Annotated in this window: 29 protein-coding genes; 16 read left to right on the forward strand and 13 right to left on the reverse strand. The window is 51.9% G+C overall.

The genetic code is table 11. From position 1 onward, the window contains the following. Positions 1 to 5: 5 nt before the first annotated feature. The 8 genes from I5M19_RS08010 to I5M19_RS08045 form a co-directional block, all read right to left on the reverse strand. Positions 6 to 656: a flavodoxin family protein gene (locus I5M19_RS08010; RefSeq protein WP_200065680.1), complete on the reverse strand. Its 651-nt coding sequence runs from the start codon at positions 654 to 656 to the stop codon at positions 6 to 8. Positions 657 to 701: 45 nt separating this feature from the next. Continuing rightward, positions 702 to 1,151, reverse strand: coding sequence for a ferritin-like domain-containing protein (locus tag I5M19_RS08015; protein WP_200065681.1), 450 nt, complete (start codon positions 1,149 to 1,151; stop codon positions 702 to 704). Between the two features lie 24 nt (positions 1,152 to 1,175). Further along, the gene (locus tag I5M19_RS08020; protein ID WP_200065682.1) at positions 1,176 to 1,718 is read right to left on the reverse strand and encodes a YciE/YciF ferroxidase family protein; all 543 of its coding nucleotides are present in this window, start codon (positions 1,716 to 1,718) and stop codon (positions 1,176 to 1,178) included. A 253-nt stretch (positions 1,719 to 1,971) separates the two neighbouring features. Beyond that, complete coding sequence (locus tag I5M19_RS08025; RefSeq protein WP_200065683.1) at positions 1,972 to 2,691, reverse strand: DUF72 domain-containing protein; 720 nt, start codon at positions 2,689 to 2,691, stop codon at positions 1,972 to 1,974. Further along, the gene (locus I5M19_RS08030; RefSeq protein ID WP_200065684.1) at positions 2,681 to 2,956 is read right to left on the reverse strand and encodes a DUF3175 domain-containing protein; all 276 of its coding nucleotides are present in this window, start codon (positions 2,954 to 2,956) and stop codon (positions 2,681 to 2,683) included. The genes I5M19_RS08025 and I5M19_RS08030 overlap by 11 nt, the downstream gene beginning before the upstream one ends. 9 nt (positions 2,957 to 2,965) lie before the next feature. Beyond that, positions 2,966 to 3,841 (reverse strand): SDR family oxidoreductase, encoded by an 876-nt coding sequence (locus tag I5M19_RS08035; RefSeq protein ID WP_200065685.1) that lies wholly within the window; start codon positions 3,839 to 3,841, stop codon positions 2,966 to 2,968. Between the two features lies 1 nt (position 3,842). Then, positions 3,843 to 4,019 carry a DUF6496 domain-containing protein gene (locus tag I5M19_RS08040; RefSeq protein WP_200065686.1) on the reverse strand — a complete coding sequence of 59 codons (177 nt, stop codon included), beginning with the start codon at positions 4,017 to 4,019 and terminating at the stop codon, positions 3,843 to 3,845. A 19-nt stretch (positions 4,020 to 4,038) separates the two neighbouring features. Beyond that, the gene (locus tag I5M19_RS08045; protein WP_200065687.1) at positions 4,039 to 4,893 is read right to left on the reverse strand and encodes an SDR family oxidoreductase; all 855 of its coding nucleotides are present in this window, start codon (positions 4,891 to 4,893) and stop codon (positions 4,039 to 4,041) included. A 24-nt stretch (positions 4,894 to 4,917) separates the two neighbouring features. Between I5M19_RS08045 and I5M19_RS08050 the strand changes: the two genes are divergently transcribed. From I5M19_RS08050 to I5M19_RS08060, 3 genes are read left to right on the forward strand one after another with little or no spacing between them, the layout of a single operon-like run. Continuing rightward, positions 4,918 to 6,507 (forward strand): FAD-dependent oxidoreductase, encoded by a 1,590-nt coding sequence (locus tag I5M19_RS08050; protein ID WP_317193222.1) that lies wholly within the window; start codon positions 4,918 to 4,920, stop codon positions 6,505 to 6,507. Further along, entirely contained in the window at positions 6,497 to 6,940 is a 444-nt protein-coding gene (locus I5M19_RS08055; RefSeq protein ID WP_200065688.1) for a hypothetical protein, read from the forward strand. Before I5M19_RS08050 ends, I5M19_RS08055 begins: the two co-directional genes overlap by 11 nt. Then, a complete protein-coding gene (locus tag I5M19_RS08060; RefSeq protein ID WP_200065689.1) occupies positions 6,937 to 7,983 on the forward strand; it encodes a glycoside hydrolase family 130 protein in 1,047 nt (348 codons plus the stop codon). Before I5M19_RS08055 ends, I5M19_RS08060 begins: the two co-directional genes overlap by 4 nt. On the opposite strand, the gene I5M19_RS08065 is transcribed toward I5M19_RS08060, so the two are convergent. Beyond that, a complete protein-coding gene (locus tag I5M19_RS08065; protein ID WP_200065690.1) occupies positions 7,966 to 8,448 on the reverse strand; it encodes a CinA family protein in 483 nt (160 codons plus the stop codon). The genes I5M19_RS08060 and I5M19_RS08065 overlap by 18 nt on opposite strands. Positions 8,449 to 8,505: 57 nt before the next feature. Then, positions 8,506 to 9,438, reverse strand: coding sequence for a manganese catalase family protein (locus I5M19_RS08070; RefSeq protein WP_200065691.1), 933 nt, complete (start codon positions 9,436 to 9,438; stop codon positions 8,506 to 8,508). A 163-nt stretch (positions 9,439 to 9,601) separates the two neighbouring features. Between I5M19_RS08070 and I5M19_RS08075 the strand changes: the two genes are divergently transcribed. Together I5M19_RS08075 and I5M19_RS08080 are read left to right on the forward strand one after the other, a co-directional pair. After that, a complete protein-coding gene (locus tag I5M19_RS08075; RefSeq protein WP_200065692.1) occupies positions 9,602 to 11,803 on the forward strand; it encodes a hypothetical protein in 2,202 nt (733 codons plus the stop codon). Beyond that, a complete protein-coding gene (locus I5M19_RS08080; protein WP_200065693.1) occupies positions 11,800 to 12,264 on the forward strand; it encodes a low affinity iron permease family protein in 465 nt (154 codons plus the stop codon). The genes I5M19_RS08075 and I5M19_RS08080 overlap by 4 nt, the downstream gene beginning before the upstream one ends. Positions 12,265 to 12,361: 97 nt before the next feature. Here I5M19_RS08080 and I5M19_RS08085 read toward each other — a convergent pair whose 3' ends face one another. Beyond that, positions 12,362 to 14,272 carry a tetratricopeptide repeat-containing sensor histidine kinase gene (locus tag I5M19_RS08085; protein ID WP_200065694.1) on the reverse strand — a complete coding sequence of 637 codons (1,911 nt, stop codon included), beginning with the start codon at positions 14,270 to 14,272 and terminating at the stop codon, positions 12,362 to 12,364. A gap of 183 nt (positions 14,273 to 14,455) precedes the next feature. Here I5M19_RS08085 and I5M19_RS08090 point away from each other — a divergent pair, with 183 nt between their 5' ends. After that, complete coding sequence (locus tag I5M19_RS08090; RefSeq protein WP_200065695.1) at positions 14,456 to 14,941, forward strand: DUF421 domain-containing protein; 486 nt, start codon at positions 14,456 to 14,458, stop codon at positions 14,939 to 14,941. 179 nt (positions 14,942 to 15,120) lie between these two features. Continuing rightward, on the forward strand, positions 15,121 to 15,357 hold the full coding sequence (locus tag I5M19_RS08095; protein WP_200065696.1) for a hypothetical protein: 237 nt from the start codon (positions 15,121 to 15,123) through the stop codon (positions 15,355 to 15,357). Positions 15,358 to 15,390: 33 nt separating this feature from the next. On the opposite strand, the gene I5M19_RS08100 is transcribed toward I5M19_RS08095, so the two are convergent. Continuing rightward, positions 15,391 to 16,413: an LLM class flavin-dependent oxidoreductase gene (locus I5M19_RS08100; protein WP_200065697.1), complete on the reverse strand. Its 1,023-nt coding sequence runs from the start codon at positions 16,411 to 16,413 to the stop codon at positions 15,391 to 15,393. 206 nt (positions 16,414 to 16,619) lie between these two features. Here I5M19_RS08100 and I5M19_RS08105 point away from each other — a divergent pair, with 206 nt between their 5' ends. The 9 genes from I5M19_RS08105 to I5M19_RS08145 all read left to right on the forward strand — a co-directional run bounded on the left by I5M19_RS08105 (position 16,620) and on the right by I5M19_RS08145 (position 20,798). Next, complete coding sequence (locus tag I5M19_RS08105; protein WP_200065698.1) at positions 16,620 to 17,057, forward strand: Hsp20/alpha crystallin family protein; 438 nt, start codon at positions 16,620 to 16,622, stop codon at positions 17,055 to 17,057. 44 nt (positions 17,058 to 17,101) lie between these two features. Continuing rightward, positions 17,102 to 17,392, forward strand: a complete 291-nt coding sequence (locus I5M19_RS08110; protein WP_200065699.1) for a hypothetical protein — start codon at positions 17,102 to 17,104, stop codon at positions 17,390 to 17,392. A 22-nt stretch (positions 17,393 to 17,414) separates the two neighbouring features. Next, positions 17,415 to 18,143, forward strand: a complete 729-nt coding sequence (locus I5M19_RS08115; RefSeq protein WP_200065700.1) for a YoaK family protein — start codon at positions 17,415 to 17,417, stop codon at positions 18,141 to 18,143. 75 nt (positions 18,144 to 18,218) lie between these two features. After that, positions 18,219 to 18,548 carry a hypothetical protein gene (locus I5M19_RS08120; protein ID WP_200065701.1) on the forward strand — a complete coding sequence of 110 codons (330 nt, stop codon included), beginning with the start codon at positions 18,219 to 18,221 and terminating at the stop codon, positions 18,546 to 18,548. 55 nt (positions 18,549 to 18,603) lie between these two features. Then, positions 18,604 to 18,837, forward strand: coding sequence for a hypothetical protein (locus I5M19_RS18555; RefSeq protein WP_214653035.1), 234 nt, complete (start codon positions 18,604 to 18,606; stop codon positions 18,835 to 18,837). A gap of 43 nt (positions 18,838 to 18,880) precedes the next feature. Next, complete coding sequence (locus I5M19_RS08130; protein WP_200065703.1) at positions 18,881 to 19,282, forward strand: DUF5655 domain-containing protein; 402 nt, start codon at positions 18,881 to 18,883, stop codon at positions 19,280 to 19,282. A gap of 15 nt (positions 19,283 to 19,297) precedes the next feature. Further along, complete coding sequence (locus I5M19_RS08135) at positions 19,298 to 19,516, forward strand: hypothetical protein (RefSeq protein ID WP_200065704.1); 219 nt, start codon at positions 19,298 to 19,300, stop codon at positions 19,514 to 19,516. Then, complete coding sequence (locus I5M19_RS08140) at positions 19,513 to 20,571, forward strand: S1/P1 nuclease (RefSeq protein ID WP_200065705.1); 1,059 nt, start codon at positions 19,513 to 19,515, stop codon at positions 20,569 to 20,571. The genes I5M19_RS08135 and I5M19_RS08140 overlap by 4 nt, the downstream gene beginning before the upstream one ends. Beyond that, complete coding sequence (locus I5M19_RS08145) at positions 20,571 to 20,798, forward strand: hypothetical protein (RefSeq protein ID WP_200065706.1); 228 nt, start codon at positions 20,571 to 20,573, stop codon at positions 20,796 to 20,798. The genes I5M19_RS08140 and I5M19_RS08145 overlap by 1 nt, the downstream gene beginning before the upstream one ends. Here the strand turns inward: I5M19_RS08145 and I5M19_RS08150 are convergent. Further along, entirely contained in the window at positions 20,784 to 21,542 is a 759-nt protein-coding gene (locus I5M19_RS08150; RefSeq protein ID WP_200065707.1) for a DNA/RNA non-specific endonuclease, read from the reverse strand. The two genes, I5M19_RS08145 and I5M19_RS08150, sit on opposite strands and share 15 nt — an antisense overlap. Between the last annotated feature and the right edge of the window lie 14 nt (positions 21,543 to 21,556).

The raw sequence follows: 21,556 nt of genomic DNA on the forward strand, positions 1-21,556 counted from the left end.
CCCGGCTAGCTTTCTTGTTTGGCTTTTTCTTCGGCCGCCAGCAGGTTGGTGCCGATGGGATTATCCCTTAACAATTGCGCAAACCAGGCCAGGTTCTCGGTCATATAACGCAAGCTCTTATTGGTGTACAGATAGCGTTCACCACCGGCTTCCACATAATCCTGCTCGCCGCCGGCCATGCCGACCCAGTAAGCATTTACATTTGGCGGGATGGTAAAGCCCACTTCCTGCAAGGACCAAAGTGCCTGTGCGGCGCAGCTGTGCGCGCCATCCTCGTTACCGGTCACCAGACAGCCCGCCACTTTATTGTAGGGCATAAATTGCCCCGTTTTTTCATCAATCAAGTTTTCGTCCCGAAAAATGGCGTCCAGACGTTCGATCACCTTTTGGGCGGTGGAGGCCAGGTGTCCCATCCAGATGGGTGTGGCCATGACGAAGATATTACAGGCCCTGATCTTTTCGAGGATCAGCGGCCATTCATCGCCTTCGCCTTCATCAGATGTATTGCCAGTCAGTACATGATAATCATTGAGCCGGATAATCTCGGTTTCGATGCCTTTCGCTTCCAGTTGCTGTGCCGCTTTTTTGGCCAGCGCTTCTGTATTGGAAAACCTCGGCGCACGCTTCAGTGTACAGTTGATCAATAATGCTTTCATAGTTAAACGGTAAAGCCGCCCGGAGGCGGCTTAAAAAAAATAGACTTACTTAGCGGCGTCGCGTAGAGCTTTAACTTCGTCATGCGCAGCATCGATACCGCTTTGCTGGCGACTTATTACTGCCCGTGCGTTTCCGCTCAGTTCGATATCTTCCAGGGCATCGCGGTAAGCCTTTTTAATGGCGTCCTCGCCGCGTTCCGCTTCTGATAAAATACTCTCGCGGCTGCTGCCCCCGAACAAAGCCTTTACATCGATCCAGGCGCGGTGCAGGCTGCCGGACACGCTGGTGCCGGTCTCCACGTCGCCGCCCTCACTGCCTACCAAAGCAGCCAGTTCCTGGCTATTTTCCCGGCTTTGCGCGGCATAACGCTGAAATAACTCTTTCAGGTCAATATTCTCGTCGTTAATATCCGCGATGGCTTTTTCAAATCCGGCTACGCGATCATTGTTGATTTCGATCAGTTCATTCAGAACCGAAGTTGTTTTGGTTTCCATAAGATAAATTTTTAAGGTTTTTAATTACTCCGTTTCTGCCGCGGCAGCCTCGTTCACATAGTTCTCAGCTACTTCAGTTAACAGGGAATCTGCTGTTTTTTCTTCTTTCAGCGTTTCTTCCAGCAGGCGGGCCGCTTCATTATAGCCTAAGGTTGTAGCCAAGGTGCGTAAGGTACCATAGGAAGCGATCTCGTAATGCTCGACTTTCTGCGCCGCAGAGATGATCGCTACATCACGCACTTCGGTACCTTTTTCGGTTTCCTTCAGGAGTTCGTCCGCTTCTTTCAGCAGGCCGTCCATCGCTTCACATTTCACCGCTTTGGCTTTTTCACCAATGCTTTCAAATACTTTTTCCAGGCGGCTTACCTGGCCTTCGGTCTGGCTCAGGTGTTTCTCGATGGTCTTTTTCAGTTCTTCTGATGTTGCGCCTTTCATCATTTTAGGCAGCGCTTTTACCAGGTGCTGTTCGGCCCAGTAGATGTCTTTTAGTTCGTCTACGAATAATTCTTTCAGGGCGCTTTCCACCTCGGGAGTGCGCTCCACTTTCGTTTGCTTTTTAGTTGCCATAGGTATGCTTTTTTCTTTAAAAACATGCAGCAAAAGTACTTTGTTTTCAAAAAAATTAATTAGAACGATAATTGTGTTTGATGTAATAATTGCGGAAAAAGCTTAGTGAAGCCGCAGTGGTTTATTTTTATGCAGGAATGCAGGCAGTTTAAAAACACACCACTCCAGTTCCCGAAAAACGATCCGAATCTATTTAACCCGCCATCCGGTTTGATCATTTGAACAATAACGCGACAGCGGAGCTACCGATTGGTTAAATCAGGTTAGTCAGCGTTTGCAGGTTTTGAACGGCAGCGCCCAGCGTGTTATTGAAATAAGCATATGCCTGCTTGCCTTCTGCCAGCTGTTCCCGGATAAGGTCCGCATATTCCTGTAAGTGTTCCTGGGTATAGCTCCCGCGATAGCCCTTTTCAGGGCCGTGAAAACGGATAAAGACGTGTTCCGCGGTGCTTTGCAGCGGTGATGCCGATCCTGGCATGTCGTGCCACACCAGCGCAACATCAAAATTCTGTAACAGCGAATAAACTTCCTGCCGGTACCAGATAGGGTTACGGAATTCGATCGCGATGCGCCAGCCGTAGGGCTGCAAAACCCGAAACAAGGTGCTTAGCTGAGCTAAATTCCACATAAATTTGGGCGGCAGTTGTACCAGCAGGCAGCCGCGTTTGCTGGTCGCGCTGACCGCCTCCATAAAACCGGGGATTGGCCCAAGGTCAAATTGACCGGGCAAAGCATGGGTCACCGACTGGTGCAGTTTGAAACTGAACCGGAATTCATCCGGCACCTCGCCGGTCCATTTCTGTACGGTCTTTACCGAGGGCATCCGGTAAAAACTGGCATTGACCTCGATAGAATTGAATAACGACGCGTAATAAGTCAGGCGTGTGCCTTGTTGGAACACCTCCGGAAAAAACGATTTGTTTTTGACCGGCAGCACCAGGTTGCTGGTGCCCGCATAAAAGTTATTTTCCAAATAGTTCCCTCAGTTTATCTTTTGCCTTTTCCAATACTTGTTTTTCATCCGCACTGAGGTTTTTACCTGCCCGGTTCTCATAAAAGGTCAGCATGGACATGGCGCTGCGGAAGGGCGACGATTTGCGCCGGTTACTGCTTTCCGCCGAATGTTTCAGTGAAACGGCGATCTTATCAGGATCGCCCGATCTGAAAATATCCTTTTCCAGGTCGAGGGCATCACTGTGTTCGGTCACCTCGCCCGACCATTTTTTATTGGTTGTCATATGTTGTAATTAAGGTTGCCCCGTGCCGCCTGCCGCGCCATAAACTTGACCTGTTGCATAACTTGCGTCAGCGGCGGCCAATTGTACATAAATAGAAGCCAGTTCAGCCGGCTGTCCTGGCCGGCCCAAAGATGTTTGTTCGCCAAATTGTTTCAATTTTTCCATGCTGGCGCCGCCGCTGACCTGCAGGGGCGTCCATATGGGCCCGGGTGCTACACCGTTTACCCGGATGCCTTTTGGCCCCAACTGCTTGGCCAGCGATTTGACATAATTCGTGGTCGCCGCCTTTGTTTGCGCATAGTCGTACAAATCGGGTGTCGGGTCATAGGCCTGTTCGGAAGTGGTGCCGATAATCACCGAGCCGGCTTTCAAGTGGGGCAGGGCCGCTTTGATGGTCCAGAAGGGCGCGTAAATATTTGTCTTCATGGTCGCGTCGAAATCTGCGCTGCTGATATCAAGAATCGAATCATGCGCCTGTTGGCGGCCCGCATTGTTGACCAGGATATCGAGGCCGCCCAGCTTTTCTACTGCCTCGGCAACCATTGCTTGACAGAACCTCTCGTCGCGCAGATCGCCCGGAATGGCAATGGCTTTAGCTCCTTCTTTTTCCATCAAGGAAATCACCTCCTGTGCATCTGATTCTTCCGTCGGATAGTAATTAATGGCCACGTCAGCGCCTTCCCGGGCGTAGGCGATGGCCGCCGCCCGGCCCATGCCGGAGTCGCCACCAGTGATCAGGGCCTTGCGGCCTTTCAACCTTCCGGACCCCTGATAGCTGGTCTCACCATGATCTGGTTTGGGGTTCATTTTGCCCGCCAGGCCGGGCCATTCCTGGAATTGTTCCTCAAATGGCGGTTTCGGGTATTTATCTAAAGGATTCTCCATTTTAACTTTTCTTTTTGGGTACCTTGGCGCCTTCCTTTCGTGCTTCTGACAAGCCGATGGCGATAGCTTGCTTTTTACTGGTTACTTTCTTCCCGCTGCCGCTTTTAAGCGTGCCTTCTTTTTCTTCGTGTAAAGCCTTATGGACCTTGTCCTGTGCTTTTTCTGAATATTTAGCCATGATATGATGTTTTTGATGTTTAACCATTAACGACTTCGCCGCCATTGACGTGGATGACTTGCCCGGTGATGAAGGAGGCGTCATCCGAGGCAAGGAACACATAGGCAGGGCCCAGTTCTGAAGGTTGCCCGGCGCGTTTCATCGCCGTCTCATTGCCAAAACTTTTGATCTTCTCTTCGTCAAAGCTGGATACGATCAATGGCGTCCAGACCGGACCGGGCGCTACCCCGTTGACACGAATACCTTTTTCGCTCAGATTGGTGGCCAGCGAACGCGTGAACGTTGTGATCGCGCCTTTGGTCGACGAATAGTCGATCAGCGAGGGTGAAGAACGATAAGCCGTGACGGAAGTGGTGTTGATGATACAGTCGCCCTCCTTTAAGTGTTGAAGCGCCGCTTCGGCGAAATAGAAATAAGCAAAGATATTGGTGCGGAAGGTGATGTCGAGTTGTTGTTCGTCAATAGCTTTGACATCTTTCTGCGGGAACTGCATCCCGGCATTATTGACCAGAATATTCAGCTGGCCGAAGGCCTTAACTGTTTGTGAAACGGCCGTTTTGCAGAATGCCGCGTTTTTTACGTCGCCTTTGATCAGCAGGCATTTTTTACCCGTAGCTTCGACCAGGTCGCGCGTGGTTTCGGCATCTACGTCTTCGTCTAAATAAACGATGGCTACATCAGCACCTTCCTCGGCAAAATGCACCGCCACGGCACGGCCGATGCCACTATCTCCACCCGTAATTAAAGCCACCTTGCCCAGCAACTTTTCGGCGGGCTTATAACTATCCTTAATATATTGCGGCGCTGGGTCCATTTTAGCTTCGATACCCGGTTGCCGGTGCTGTTTTTTCGGTGCTTTTTCTTTTGTTTCCATGTTTCGACGATATGCTATATTAACTTGAACGAAAAATATTTGTTTAATAATTTTTTAAAAAGCAAACACTATCTGCCCGGTTTTTGTAATAGGAATATGACATCAAAATCAACAACAATGGGCACCAGAGACGGGGCTTTAGAAAGCCCCTGGCAAAATACCTTGGAAGTTAGTATCTCCAACCGGCAGAATGCCGGCGTTTACGATTGTCTGGTGGTCGGTGGCGGTATCACCGGGCTGACGGCGGCGCTCTTGCTGCAACAGGCCGGGAAGCAGGTATTCCTTGTTGAAGCGCATCGCATCGGCTTTGGTACCACCGGCGGCACGAGCGCCCATATCAATACCTTCGCGGATACGACTTACGCCGAGGCGGAAAGCGCCTTTGGCTTGGAGGGCGCACAGCTTTTCGCCGACGCCATCCGGGAAGGCTACGACCTGATTGCGGGCTGGCAACAGGATTGTGATTTTGAAGTGAAGCCCGGCTATTTGTATGCGGAAACCGAAAAAGAAGTAAAACAATTAGACAAAATTTATGAAGCTGCGGTAAAGGTTGGCGTAAATGTAGCTTATACTGACCAGGTACCTACGCCGGTTCCGTTCAAAAAAGCCCTGGTTTGGCCGGACCAGGCGCAGTTCCACCCGCTAAAATATTTGAGTGTCCTGCAAAAGGCTTTCCTGGCAGCTGGCGGCAGCATCAGGGAAAACACGCTGATCACCGGCATTGAAAGCAAAGGCGGCCTTCATACCGCCGGTGATATCAAAGCCAGGGCGGTGATCTATGCCACGCATACCCCGCCGAATATCAATCTGTTCAATTTCGAATGCGCCCCGTACCGCAGCTATGTGATCGCTGTAAAATTAAAGGGCGGAAAATACCCGGATGCGCTGATCTACGATTCGCAGGAACCCTACCATTATGTGCGGACCCACGTTATTGAAGGGGAGCAACTGCTGCTGGTGGGCGGGCTGGACCATAAAACGGGCCATGACGACCCGGAAAAAGCTTTTAAAGCGCTCGAAAAATATGTGCGGGAATATTATAGTGTATCCTCGGTCAAATATAAATGGTCGTCGCAATATTATGTGCCGGTAGACGGCCTGCCTTATATCGGGCAAATGCCCATGTCAGCAGAAGGTATTTACTGCGCCACAGGTTATAACGGTAACGGTATGATGCTGGGCAGCGTGGCCGGGAAAATCCTGAGTGATCTTGTACTGGGTAAAGCAAATAAATATGAAAAGCTGTTCAGCCCGGCCCGCGTCAAACCATTGGACAGCTTTAGCGAATTCGTCAAAGAAAACGCAGATGTCGCTTATCATTTTGTAGCGGATCGCTTCGGCATTTATGAAACCGATTCGCTGAAACGCTTATCACCCGGCACGGGCAAGCTGGTAGAAGTGGACGGAAAAAAAATAGCAGCGTACCGCGATGAGTCCGGCGAAATTTATGCCCTGAGCCCGGTCTGTACGCATGCGGGTTGTATCGTCAACTGGAACAGTGAAGAGCGAAGCTGGGACTGCCCCTGCCACGGCGCGCGCTACGACGTAGCTGGCAAAGTATTAACCGGCCCTGCCACAAAGGACTTAACCGCTATCAGCACTCATGAAAGCTAAGGAGATATTATTGACGGGCGTGTCCGGCACCACGTTTATGACGCTGTTCAGTTACCTGGTGTCGCTGGCAGCTGAGGAAAACTTCAGCGAACCGGAACGATTGGGCCAGCTGGCGAACAGGCTGATCCCTAAGCTGGACGAAGAACAAAGCCAGGCCTTAGGCTGGCTGGGGCATTATGCGGTAGGCTTGCTTTTTGCGATGGTCTATGTCGAACTTTGGCGAAGCGGGAAACTCCGGCCCGACTGGAAGACCGGTCTTTGGCTGGGCGGTCTTAGTGGTCTATTGGCAGTGGCTGTTTGGAAAGCTACTTTTAAGGCCCATCCGCTGCCGCCGTCCTTGCGGTTCAATACATATTACCTGCAACTGGTACCGGCGCATATCGTCTTCGCTTTATTTGCAGGGCTGGGTTATCAACTCCTGAAAAAAATATGACCGACATCGCCCGCCGCTTTCCCGAAAACCCGCTGTTGCTGCCTAAGGACCTGGCTCCAAGCCGCGAGGGGCTGCAAATTATAAGCTTGCTTAATCCGGGTGTTTTTCGTTTTGAAGAAAAAATATGGATGATTGTGCGTGTTGCAGAAGGTGTAGAACAAAAGGAAGGCGTATTGTTTTTTCCGGCACTTAATGTCGCAGGCGATACAGAAATTATTGAAGTGCCTTTAAATGACCCCGACCTGATCGCCTCAGACGCGCGGGTAATTAGCTATAAGGGCCTGGATTATCTGACCACGGTGTCGCATTTACGCCTGTTGTCCAGTACCGATGGTATCCACTTTCAGGAAGACCCCGCTTACCCGCCTTTGTTTGGCAAAGGTGAACTGGAACGTTTTGGGATTGAAGATTGCCGGGTGACGCTAATGGAAGATATGTATTACCTCACCTATACCGCCGTATCCGACAGCGGCGTGGGCGTTGGCTTACGGTCTACTACTGATTGGCGGCATTTTGAAAACGGCGGGATGATCTTGCCGCCGCATAACAAAGATTGCGCAATCTTTGAAGAAAAGATAAACGGCAAGTATTATTGCCTGCACCGGCCCAGCAGCAAGGAGATCGGTGGTAACTATATCTGGTTGGCCGAATCTTCTGATGCCCGGCGATGGGGTAATCACCGCTGCCTGATCAAGACCCGTCCGGGTATGTGGGACAGTGCCCGTGTGGGTGCCGGCGCGGCACCCATCCGCACCAAACACGGCTGGTTGGAGATCTATCACGGTGCCGATGCCGAACACCGGTATTGTTTGGGGGCTTTCCTGATGGACCTGGATGATCCGGGCAAAGTGATCGCCAGGACAAAAGAGCCCATCATGATACCCACGGAATCCTATGAGCTCAGTGGCTTTTTTGGTTATGTGGTGTTTACCAATGGCCATGTCGTCGATGGTGATCAATTGACCATTTATTATGGCGCGGCGGATGAGTTTGTCTGCGGCGCACATTTCTCGATCGCTGAAATTTTAAACCTGCTGCGCTAAAGATTCCAGCAGCAATTCGGCGGTTGCGCCGATGGTCTGCTTGATGATGGCTTCGCGGTTCCCGCTAAAAGTAAAGCGCCGCGAGATAAGGTTTCGCCGGATCAAGGCAGAAACAAACATTGTACCAACCGGTTTTTCCGCGGTTTCACTACCGCCAGGCGCGGTTAGGCCGGTAACGGCAACCGCGATATCCGCCGGGATCAGGTGCTTCAGGCCTCTGGCCAGTTCGTCCGTGACTTCCTGCGATTCCGGCGTAAAAATTTCGATCAGCGGGTGCGGTACACCCAGCAAACTTTCTTTCAGGGATGCATCGTAGCAGGTGATGCCACCCTGCAATACTTCACCGGCTTGTTCGGTCAGCGCGAATTCCGAACACAGCCAGCCTGCTGTCGCACTCTCTACGAAGGCGACCGTCAGCTGCTTTTCTGCCAGCGCGCGTGCACAAGCTGCGATCTTTTGTTCCATAACTATGCAAAAAGCTGCCCTTTTACAGGCAGCTTCACTAAATCATTAAAATTAAACTTATTGATAGGTGCTCCATTGCGCAACGCCTTCGGGTTCGGCATTCTTCACTTCGGCACTTTTCTCTTTGCTGAGCTGTTTATTCTGTTTTTCGGCAGCCTTCAGCTCTTTATCCTTATCATCTTCCAGTGCGGTCATGCCCTGGGTTTCCCGTACATGGGCAACCGGGTCGGCAATATATTCGAAGTCCTTGCCCATGCCCGGCATCTCTCCCTGGTTCCAGGGGCCGCGTACTTCCGGTCCATTGGACAAATTGAAATATTGCTGGGTATAGCGAGGATCGGCGGCCAATACAGCCGGCGGGAAGTTGGGCTGAATATCATTCAGAGCCGCCTCGAACATTTTAAAGTGCGCAACCTCTCGTGTCATCAGGAACGATAGGGTTTCGTGAATGTAAGGATCGTCAGTGAATTTCATCAGGTGCTCATACACCAGTTTGGCGCGCGATTCGGAAGCCAGGTTGCTGCGTAGATCCACAGTCAGGTCGCCGTTAGAGGCGATATACGAAGCACACCACGGGATACCCTGGCTATTTCTTGGTGTTACCCCGCCGCCGGTGATGATCCCAAATTGCGGATTAGCGAAAACGGCCTGGTGGATAATATCTTCTTTAGCGGCCTTGCCATTCAGCACCTGCATAATCTCCGAACTATCCGCGGCGTTCTTTAACTCGCCGTTAACGCCTTTAAGCAACATCTGGATAGTGGCGCCGACAATCTCCAGGTGACTGAACTCTTCGGTCGCGATATCCATCAGCATGTCGTATTTGTCAGGATGTGGCACTTTGGCGCCAAAAGCCTGTGTGAAGTACTGCATAGCCGCAGCCAGTTCGCCGTTTTCGCCGCCGAATTGTTCTAACAATAAGTTAGCAAAATACGGGTCAGGGCGCGAAACCCTGGCGTTGAATTGTAAGTCTTTGACGTGGTGAAACATAGGTAAATTGATTTAAATGTTGAACAATGAACAAACAGAAACTTATTTGTTATACAACTAACGGGAGTTAAATGTGTTTTTAAATTAATTAAATTAATTTCTAATAAAATTGAAACAATAAATTCAATCATGAGTTACTTTTGACGACCAAAGACTTTTTACGATGAGCGCTTTATCACCCTGGGGTGCAGCTGTCCGGGAGCTTTTTCACGGGCAGGATCTGCCGAGCCGTTTTAGCCGGGAAATTGCGGGTTATACTTTCAGATTGCATCACTTGAATAACGCAATCTGGATCGCCGTCACTTGCCCTTTGGGAACGCAGGTTATCCTGCGGCCGGCCTATGTTCCAAACGGGTATTTGGAAATACATCGTGTGCTGAAAGATGAGACAGGCCTAACCCTAACCTTGAGATGCCACCTGGGCAAGTATCAGGTTAAAATCGATTTCCCTGACCCTCAAAAGCCATTGATCCGCTATACTACTACCCTCAGACCTTCTGCGCCATTGCTGCTGCCTTTCTGGCCGCGGGACATGGTTATCACCGGGCCGGATGACAGTGACCGGCAGGCGAAAGGCCGGGTACTGGTCAGCCAGGTGGGTACGCGCTCCGGCTTGCAATATATCACACTGGACGAACCGGCCTCAGGCGCCTTGCTATATTTCCAGAACCTGACGGCGCTCAACGATTATGCCGGGGAAACCGAAACTTCGCTGGGTAATACGGTGGGCGGCAGCTGGCCTGAACTGGGATTTGCCTTACCGCCTACGCTGAAAGGTAAACCCATACCTGCGCATCAGGAAATCGTGCTGTCAGATGCCTATATCGCTTTCAGCCCGAATTTGCCTGAAGATGAACCGGAGCAGGCAAAGCAATTTTTGACTTTACTGGCAGACGTTTATCTGCATTTACCCAGACCGGAAACCCAATATTACGCCTGGCCGGATATGGTAGACAAGGGTTTGCATGACCTGGAGTTCAGCCATGGCTGCTGGTCACATGGCGCCGGACAGGATTACCTGAATGCCTATGTTGCGGATTACGAAACCCCACCGGAACTGATGGTACAAATGGCGGTATTAATGCCCCTGGTAGACTATTATGACTGGAACCAGGCCGATTTGCCTGCTATCCGGAAAATACAAAATGGACTTGACGCATTTTATAATAAGAAACTTAAAACGGTTGTGCGCTTTCTTCCCGAACTGGCAAACGAGCTAAGCGGCGAGGAAGAACAGCTGAAACCCGGTGTAATGGATGCCTGGTACCTGCACCATCCGCTGCTTAACCTGGGGCGCATGGCACTTCGCGGCGATAGGCAATGTAAAAAGTTGTTTTTGGACTCACTGGATTTTACCATAAAAGTGGCGCGGCATTTTAATTATGAGTGGCCGGTTTTCTACCATATGGAAACGCTGGAAGTGGTCAAGGCCGAAACAAAACCCGGTAAAGGTGGCGAGAAAGATGTAGCCGGGCTTTATGCGCTGGTCATGCTGCATGCCTGGCAGCTTACCAAACAAAATAAATATTTACTGGAGGCCAAACGCGCCGCGAAAAGCCTCCGTGACAAAGGCTTTGACCTGTTTTACCAGGCCAACAACACGGCTTTCGGCGCCAATGCCATGCTGTGGCTGTACAAGGAAACCAAAGACCGACAATACCTGGACCTGGCCTATGTTTGTCTGGCGGGTATCTTTAAAAACATGCAGCTTTGGGAATGTAAATACGGGTATGCCAAACATTACCCTACCTTTTTTGCAATGTTTCCGCTGAATGATGCACCCTATACGGCTGCTTATGAGGAACAGGAAGTGTTTGCGGCTTTTCACAACTTGCTGCTGTATGCGGATGGCGAGGACATTCTGCCGGCGGTGAATATACTGGTCCCCGAGTTCCTGAAGTATGTGGTGAACCGGGCACCCTTTTACTACCCACCCAACCTGCCGAGGGAAATGCTGTCCGATAAGGTAAAGACCGGACAGGTGGACCCTAAGCTTTGGATCGCCATCGAAGATATCCACGACGGCTGGGAACAATCAGGAACGGTAGGACAGGAGGTTTATGGGGCGGGCGTGGCCTTCGGGATCATCCCCCGGCATTATTACCGGGTGCCCGGTGAGGACTTTATGGTCTATGTGGAATATCCCACCTCGGGGCACCAGCATCGGAAGGGGCAACTGGGCTTTAATGTTAAAGGTGATGAGCGGTTCAGCTGCCGGATGCGCATCTTAAAAACATCAAAAAAGGCATTGCCGAAATTGACCGTAAAAAGCAAAGCCGGTAAAATCAGCGGCAAGAAAATAAAGGACGGTCACCTGGAATACATTATCACGGGCAATAGTTTCCTTCAAATCAACTGGTCATGAAAAATAAAACTTATTTTTTTGAGCGCTTCGCCAATTGGGCCACGGCGGCTACCGGCAGCTCGGCTGCGTTTCTTACCGCGGCGGCCGTGGTAGTTGCCTGGGCGGTCACCGGCCCCATATTTAACTATTCTGAAACCTGGCAGTTGGTGATCAATACCGGCACCACGATTGTGACCTTCCTGATGGTTTTCCTGATCCAGAAGTCGCAAAATAAAGATTCAAAAGCCCTGCATTTGAAATTGAACGAATTGCTGGCTTCCCACGAGGGCACGAGCAACCGCATGGTGAATATTGAAGACCTGACCGAGGAGGACTTGGATCAACTGCATAAGTTCTACCTCCGGCTGTCTCAGCTGGCACAAGAGGAAGGTAACCTCACTACGACCCACTCTATCGATGCGGCGAACCAAAATCATCTACGTAAATCCCAACGCTTTGCCCAAAAAAAGGAAAAGTCCTGAATGCTCATAGAGATGACAGCTTTGTGATATACAGACTCGGTAAGCTGAAACAATGCCAGCGCTGTTGCCGACCTTTTCAACATAATTGAACAGAGAACTATCTTAAAGCGCAGGGCATGGCAACGAAAAAGGTACTGCCCCTGCCTTCTTCACTCTCCAGCCAGATCCGGCCCCCATTGGCCTTCACAAAATCCTTGGTCAGCAGCAGGCCGAGTCCGCTGCCTTTTTCCTTTTGTGTGCCGAAGCTGACTTTCAGGTTACCGGACAGAAAGATGGCCTGCTGGTCGTCGCTTATCCCTACGCCCTGATCGCTCACGGCGAACACTACTTCAGGTGCCTGTTTTTCAGCCTTGGCACCCACAGCGACCACCCCGCCCTCGTAACTGAACTTGATCGCGTTGGACAGCAGGTTGCGGATAATAAATTCGAAGTGATTGGCGTCAGCATGCAGCAGCAGGTTTTCCGGCAAATTGTTTTCGATCCGGATCCCTTTGAGCGCGGCCTGCTGGCCAAGCAGGTGCACACAGCGCTCTACCACCGGTTGCGGGTCGAAATCCACCGGCTGCACCGTTACGCCACGGAGCTGGGCCTTACCCCATTCAAACAAGGCCTGGAGGAGTTCCAGCGAAGCGGCCGTCTGTTTGCGCAATTCCCGCACCATCACCTTTAGTTCGTCGGGCGGCAATTCTTCCGTTTCCATCAGTTCAAACAACTGGGCCGCACTTGCCGCCGGGCCTTTCAGGTCATGCCCGATCACAGAAAACAGCGTATCTTTTACCCGGTTGGAAGCGCGCAGTTCGGCGTTGAGGCGACGGCTCTTACGAAGATAACGCCAGAGCAGCACAAGGAACACGGCGATCACCAGGACCACCAGTGCGCCGCAGCCCAGCAGCCACCTTTCCAGCCGGTTGATATGCTGCAGGTTGCTGACTTTTTCTTCGGAACTTTCCAGCGCATAACTGTTTTCCAGTGCGTTAATCTCCTTAACCGTGTCCGTGCGCAGCAGGCTGTCCACCAGCCGGTGCTGTTCTTCCAGCGCGTTCATGGCCTCACCGTAATTTTTTTCCTGCCGGTAGACCGCCGCCAGCGCGGCATAGATACGGGCTTCCAATTGGGGTTGCCGCAGTTTTTCCGCCAGCACTAAAGCCTGTTTCAGGTCAGTAATGCTGCTTTTCGCATCGGTCTGCTTCAGGATGCCGGCAATATGGAGCAGCGCTTCCGCCTGCTCGTCCGCTTGATGCTGCCGGCGCGCCTCTGCCAGCGCCTGTTTATAAACGGCCAGCGCCCTTTTCTCCTCGTGTTGCTGCTCCAGGATTTCGCCTTCTGCATTCATCAGGTGCACGGCCGTTTCCGGCAGACCCTCCTGCAGGCTGTCGCGGATGCCGCTGCGAAAATAATGCATGGCGGTAGCGGTGTCCCCTTTGGCCTCGTAAAGCCGGCCGACGGTTTCGAGCAAACTGTAATACGCTTCCGGACGGTGTTCACGGTGCTCATATTGCGCCAGCGCCCGCAGGTAATGACTGATAGCTTGTTCCTGCCTGCCTTTTTGCTGGGCGGCTTTGCCCATCGCGATATAGGTCGTGATGATCCCGCTGCTGTCACGGCTGTCGCGGTAATACTGCATGGCGCGGCCGAAATCAGCGGTGTCGGCGTCCAACAGGCCAAGGGCATCATAGGTGCGGGCTACGCCACCTGCATCATGCTGCCTGCGGAAAAGTCCCAATGCCTTATTGTAAAATTGCCGGGCCAGATCGGTGTGGTGATGCCGCATGTTCACTTCACCCAGTTGCAGCAACAGGTCGGCCAGGAGCGTTTCTTTTTTCGTCTTTTCGGCCAATGTTACCCCCAGCCCGGCGTAATAGACCGCTGAATCCGGCTGTTCTTTTTCAAACTGGCGGCTGAGGGCCAGGTAACGCCTGATCTGCCCGGTGGCATCGCCGGACTGGGCGAACGCACAGGGCATCCAGTACAAACAAAGCGCGGAAAGAAGTAAGTGGAGGCTTCTCATTCGGAACAATTTACACAACTTTTACGAATCCGGCGGATATTTGTTCAAGCAGGCGCTGCCATCTTCGTATTAATATGGTGCAGCACACCATTTCCGACATGGCCTCCAACTGATTTGTTTATGATGTCCAAACAACGCTTGGTTGTAAAATGTTTAACACTAAGAAATTATTAAAAATTATAAATGGATACACTTCACGCCATCTTCGGTCAGGGGAAGGACCTCGGTATCCTCCAAATGTGTGATCGAGGTATCGCAGTTTTTATCCTTTCGCTGGTACTGATCCGGATTTCCGGGCGGCGCAGTTTCGCTCTTCGAACACCGCTGGACAATATCATCGTCATCCTGCTTGGCGCGGTATTGAGCCGGGCCGTAGTGGGTGCATCTCCGTTCGTGCCCGTTGTGGTAACCTGCCTGTCGATCGTCCTGTTGCACCGGGCTTTCGGCTGGCTGATCGCGCGGGGTTACCGCTTAACCCGGTGGATGGAAGGCGAAAAGATACTGCTGTATGCGGAGGGGCAATTTCTGGATGACCACCTGCGCAGGGCGCTGGTCAGCCGGGAGGACGTCATGCAGGGAATCCGGAAGACGGCCCTGACCGAAGACCTGAAGCAAATCGAGCGGGTGTATATGGAACAAAACGGGGGAATCACCGTGGTACGGAAGTGAGCCGACCTGCTTGAACTTAAAAAACATACGGCATTCTGTCGGGTTATTTCTTTACAACCAAAAAGAATGTTATGGGTAAGCAACATGAAACTATACCGGATCAACAGCCGGAAGAATTGCCCCGGCAACCGGAACCGGAACCTAAAAAACCGGAGTTAAGCATTTAATTATTAAGAACCATGAATGAAGTTAATCAACCGTTTGAGCTGCAAATAACCGACCCTAATGGGACGGAGGTATCACTTCAGGTATCTCATGAGTCGGAGACCTTTGATATGGATTACCGGGGGAAGCCGTTGTCGCTGCTCAATAACGGCGACAACACCTGGAGCTCACTTAAAGGAGCGCTGGACCAGGAAACCGTCAACCTGATCGGCGCCGCTATTGAGCAGTATTACCGGCACCTGAAACCCTGAGTTTGCTTCCGGTGATTCCGTACTAAAATCCAGCTATCGCCAGCCCAGGCCGGGAGCGACATGCTCCAGGATCGCCGACAAGACATGAACATTATAGTTGACCCCCAGGGTATTGGGAATTGTTAATAAGAGGGTATCCGCTTCCTGTATCGCTTCGTCCTGCGCCAGCTCCTTGATGAGCTGATCGGGTTCGGCGGCATAACTCCGGCCGAAGACCGCGCGTTGCGTAGGTTCGATATAACCGAAGCTGTCGGCTGATTTGCCTTGCTGGCCAAAATAATACCGGTCCTGATCGCTGACCAGGGCAAAAATGGAACGGCTGACCGAAACCCGGGCTTCACGGGTGTGGCCGGCCTTTTTCCAGGCTGCCTTGTAAGCCCTGATTTGTCTGGCCTGCTGGATATGAAAGGGCTCGCCGCTTTCGTCGAACTTCAGCGTGGAACTTTGTAAATTCATGCCTTGCGCTGCCGCCCAGGCCGCAGTGGCGTCAGAAGCGGCGCCCCACCAGACGCGTTCCCGCAGTCCTTCCGAATAAGGCTCCAGGCGCAGCAGGCCCGGCGGATTAGGGAACATGGGCTGCGGGTTGGGCCGGGCAAAGCCAGACCCGTCCAGTCGTTCCAAAAATTCCAGGGCTTTTCTTCGCCCCATATCCGCATCCGTTTCGCCCGCGTCGGGCGCATAACCGAAATAACGCCAGCCTTCGATCACCTGTTCCGGCGAACCCCGGCTGATGCCCAGTTGCAAACGCCCGCCCGCGATCAGATCCGCTGCACCGGCGTCCTCTACCATATACAGCGGATTTTCATAGCGCATATCGATCACGCCGGTCCCGATCTCTATCTGATGGGTTTTAGCACCGATGGCCGAAAGCAGGGGAAAGGGTGAAGCCAGTTGGCGCGCAAAGTGATGCACCCGGAAATAGGCGCCGTCCAGGCCGATTTCCTCGGCGGCCACCGCCAGGTCGATCGATTGCAATAAGGTGTCGCCTGCTGTACGGGTCGCATAGGAGGGGTGATCAGACCAATGACCAAAAGATAAAAAGCCGATTTTCTTCATGGTTTTCCAGTGACGCCCAAAGATAGGCATTGGATGCACATTCGGGAAAAATTGACATTCACCGGTGAAATTTTTTCATAAAGCCTGCAATTTTTTCAGTGTAAAGACGGCCAGCCTGCGGCTGGCACGGTGCTTGAATAAGCAGTTTTAGTTTAATTAATCAATAAGTTTCATTCATTAATTTATTTATTAAGGAGGACAGACCTATGACATTGGTTAAATTTAATCCCGAAAAACGAAACAATGCCCTGATGCCTTTTGGCGATGTTTTCGAATCCATTTTCAACGACACCTTTTTCAACGATCGGGTGATGACCCGCGTCCCTGCCGCCAACATCAGCGAAAGTGAAGATCACTTCCATGTAGAAATGGCGGCCCCCGGTTTAAAAAAGGAAGATTTTAAACTGAATCTGGAACGCAACGTGCTCCAGGTTTCGGTAGAACAAGCCGCAGAACAAAACGATGCGCAAAGGAATTACAGCAAGCGCGAGTATAGCTATACTTCCTGGGTGCGCTCCTTTACCCTGCCGGAGAGTGCCGATGCCGAGCAAATCGAGGCCACTTATGCCGATGGGATACTGAAGATTGATATTGCAAAACGGGAAGAGGCCAAAGCGGTACGCAGGCAAATTGAGATCAAGTAAATTTATGAAAGGCCCGAATCCGGGCCTTTCGCTATTATTATATCATGAAAAGTGCGTTTGATTTATGGATCAGCTTTCGCACGCCGGAGGGTTTCCGGGCCTGCGGACGCTATTTTTTAGGCAACGACCGCGCTTTCGCCGAAACGGTATTTGCCGGCTTGATAGGGCGTGACGATGCCGATGACCAGGCGGTACTGCACCTTGACCTCATGGAGACCAGCGGCGATCTGCCTGTAAGGGTCAAAACGATCAGTTGTAAACTGAGCGAACTCTGTGCGAACTGCCAGCACATTACCAGGGAACTGTTCCGCGTGTATGCGATTACTTCCGGATGAGGTATTTTTCCGATATTAGCGTATGCTGCGACATACCGGGAAAAAAAGAAGTTTTGCACACAACCTGCGCCTGGCGATATTACTTTGTCTGAACGCGGGATTTATCAATGCCGCGGGGTTCATCGCTTTTGCGGTGCTGACGACGAATGTCACCGGACATGCGGCACTGCTGGCCGTCAACCTGACGTCCCAGGGGTTCCGCGCGGCGCGGATGGTCGCGCTCTGGCTGCTATTGTTCCTCGCCGGTGCTTTCTGCTCCAGCCTGTATATCGGCAAAGTAGGCCGGGAAAAATCTTTCGCCTACACGGTACCCATTGTGGTCATTATCCTGCTGGTATTGGTTGTCGCCATTTTCGGGCATACTTACCGTCACCGGCTACCGGAAACGGAATACTTTGCGGGTAGCTTACTGTTCGCCATGGGTATGCAGAATGCACTGGTCTCCATGGTTTCCGGTTCGGTGGTACGTACGACCCATCTTACGGGCATGTTCACCGACCTGGGCATCGACCTGTCCGGGGCATTGTTGGCCGGTAAGCCGTCGAATCCTGCAGCCCGGCGCCGCATCCTGCTGCGATTGACCATCATTATTTTCTTTTTACTGGGTGGTCTGGCGGGCGGTTTTGCTTTCCGGGCCTGGCGTTTTGCCGCTTTTTATGTGCCCTGCGGCCTGCTGCTGGTGGTGCTGTTTTATGATTACTTTCGGGTACGGGTCAAACGGGTGATCCGGGGCTCCTTGTGGCAGACCTAAAAAAATATTGTTAACTAAACTTTGAAATGCAAAGTACTTTTTATTAATTTTGTCTCATTAATCAAATTAATGACGATGAGTACACTTAGATTAAATTCGATCAGGCTGGGGGACTATTTAAAGCCTGCCCTGATCGGCGGCAGTATTGGTCTTGCTGTTATCGTGTGGTTTCTTTCCCAGACCCATGGCGGTAAACCGGAATTCGGGCCATACTGGATGTTGCGGCCTTTAATTATTGTTCCGGTTGCCACGGCGATGGGCGGCGCAGCTTTCCAGTTCATCCGCAACCTGGTACAAAAGCCGGTAGGGGCAAAGGTCATGCTGACCATTTTCGGGCTGCTGGTTTTTGTGGTTTCCTTATGGCTCGGTTCCGTTTTGGGGCTGGCAGGCACTTACTGGCACTGAAGTGTTAGGAAATGCTCCGCGCTGTGGCCGGTATTTCAGGTCTAAAAAAAGCGCTTTGATCTTATTAGCGGTTACCGCCCTGATCTGTTCCCGATTACTCTTTGTTTTCTTTCATGATCCCGAAGGCCCTAATCTTTTGATCGTTGCGGTCATGGCGCTGGCGATCTATTTACCAACGGCCGCGGCCTACCTGTTCGGCCCAAACCGGATAAAGGGCTGGGGAAGAATTGGTGCGGTGATTGGGGGCCAGCTTCTCCTGGTCACGGTACTTTATTTTTTCATGAAATGATTGTATCGGCCAGTCCGGCATCATTTTAGCAATATCTTGCCCTATGAGCTGGACCTGCCCGAACTGCGACCGTGAACTGCCTTGGAAAGATTACCGGCATTATTGCGCGCGGGTCAGCTTGGACAGTCTGTTTGAAGGCCGCTCGCCGGAACTGGTCCTGGCCTTTGATAAGCTCCTGGCCGAGGTTGCCGACTGGCCGAAGGTACTGGTGGGCGTGACGCCCAATTGTATCGTCTTTACCCGCCGGGTCGGTTTCCTGATCATCCGGCCGATGAAAAAATGGCTGGATATCAAGTTCTATTCCAAGGTGGCGCATAAAGAAAAACCGGTGATCAAGAGCGTGGCAGCCGGCAAAAAGTTTGAGAACCATATCCGCGTCTCGTCGGTTGACGATATCCGTCCCGGTTTATTTATTTACATCCGGGAATCTTATGAACTGCTTTAGCGTATCTTTGGCCCCATGTTCACGCTGTATGATTTTAATGCGCTAAGCGAGCAGGAAAAGGCTGAAGCGGTCTGGCGGGGTAGCTTTCTGGCGGACCGGGAGGCGGCCGGGCTGAAGGTACAGTTATACCGCCTGGACAGCTTTTATGTAGAGGTCTTTTATGACCCGGCTGCGAATACGATTTTACGCTTCCGGGCGTTTACCTCCAATAATTTATTAGTCCCTTATTTATGAAAAAATATAGTTGGCATATGCTGGCCTTGGGCGGCGTTCTGGTATTGGCCTCCTGGGGTTTTAAAGGGCACCGAGCGGTGGCTACTATCGCCGAAAAACATTTGACGCCGCACACGGCGGAAGCCGCGAGGGCTTATTTGGACGGTCAAAGCCTGGCGGAGGTCAGTACCTGGGCCGATGAGCACCGCAGCAGCGAAACCGCTCCCTGGCATTTCCTGAACTTGCCGCTGGGTCTGGACCATGCGCAGTTCGTGGCATTCGTTAAAGCAAGTGATGCCAATGTGTACACGGCCATTTTAAAAGCTGAAGCGCAATTAAAAGATCCCGCGCTCAGCGCGGACCAGAAAAAACTGGCGCTGACCTACCTGATCCACCTGGTGGGCGATGCGCACCAGCCGATGCATATCAGCCGCAAGGAAGATAAGGGCGGCAATACCATCCAGTTGCGCTTTGAGGATAAAGGTACCAACCTGCATAGTCTGTGGGACAGCAAACTCATCGATCATGAAGGCCTGAGCGAGACGGATATCGTTAAAAATTATGATACCGCTACCCCGGCCGAAGTCAAGCAATGGCAAAGCGACGACCCCATGGAATGGATCTGGGAAAGTTACCAGCTCAGCAGCGGGTTATATGCGGAAGTAAAGCCTGGCCAGACCGTCGACGAGGATTATTATCAAAAATATATTCCCGTGGTCCGCAAACGCATCGACCAGGCCGGTATCCGGCTGGCCGGCGAACTGAACAGGCTGCTGGGGAACGCGAGCCTGCCGGAGGTGGCCGCCGCCGCCCCGGTTGATTTGAAAGACATCTCCAACTACGTAGGGAAAAAGGTGACGGTCACCGGCAAGATCTATAGCCTGAAGGATATCGGCAGCATGGTGCTGGCCAATATGGGGGCGGCTTATCCCCACCAGCTCCTGACCCTGGCGCTAAAAGGAGAGGCCAAACCGCTCGCCCTGGAGGATAAAACGGTGACGGTGACCGGGCAAGTGATCGATTATAAAGGCAAACCGGAGATCATCGTCACCGATCCGGCACAAATCAAATTCTGATGAACGAACCGTTTATACTGGAACTTGCTTATCAAAACCGGCACTATGAATTCCCGGCCGCCTTTCAGCGTTATGGCTATACCTACCGTATCGTCGTGACCATGGAAGAAGTGAACTATATTTTCGAACCCGACGAAGAAGGTTTGTACCGGGTGATCGGTACGCCCACCGCATCGGTTGACCTGGGATTACTCCGCGCAGTGGCGGAAAAACTACGGCGCCTTTAAGACCAGCATCGGGTCAAAGCCGAGCTTGGCGACCAGCTGTTCGTGGCAGATCAGGCGTTGGGGGAGCAGGGCCCTTTTTTCCGTGGGCAGATTGGGCATCCAGTAGCATAACAATTCCTGGTTATACTGGATGATCTTGTAATAATGGCTGGGCAGGGTAACGGTAAGGCCATTTTTGGTAAAAGTGCGCTGACTTCCGTAGGTGCCGCACCAGATGCGCACGCTGTCGGTTTGTTCCGTCAGCTTACGGCATAATTCTTCGGTGGCGATCTCGGTACCGATGTTCTGCCCCTGGTATTCCATGCCCGCATTAAACGTATAGGTGTCCGACAGGATAGCGGCATCGGCGCACCAGGCCAGTAAGATCCAGGCCTGGCAATGGCCCTTGGCGATCATATCGGGTGACTCCACGTTGGCCGCCTTATACACTTTCGTTTCATCCGGCTGTCCGTAAGCGGGATGCCAGGCGGCGTAAGCACCGGTTCGCGGCAGGCCGGCGGCTTCCTGTTGCAGGCGATGGGCCTTGGTGTAAATATAAAAGGTGACCAGCGGCCGGTGCTCGGCGGTATCAGCGATGGATTTATAATACGGATTGACCCAGAGCTTACACGAAGGGCAGAAGTCGGTGGCTTGGGTGGGATAGCGCTGGTAAAGCGCTTTAACATAAGCGGCATTGATGGTTTGGGCTGCGGCAGTTAAACAAAAGTTAACGGCAAGCAACAGCAGGCTGAGCAAACTTTTCATGACAACGAATAAGG

The sequence above is a fragment of the Mucilaginibacter segetis genome, assembly GCF_016522075.1.
GTDB classification, from domain to species: Bacteria; Bacteroidota; Bacteroidia; order Sphingobacteriales; family Sphingobacteriaceae; genus Mucilaginibacter; species Mucilaginibacter segetis.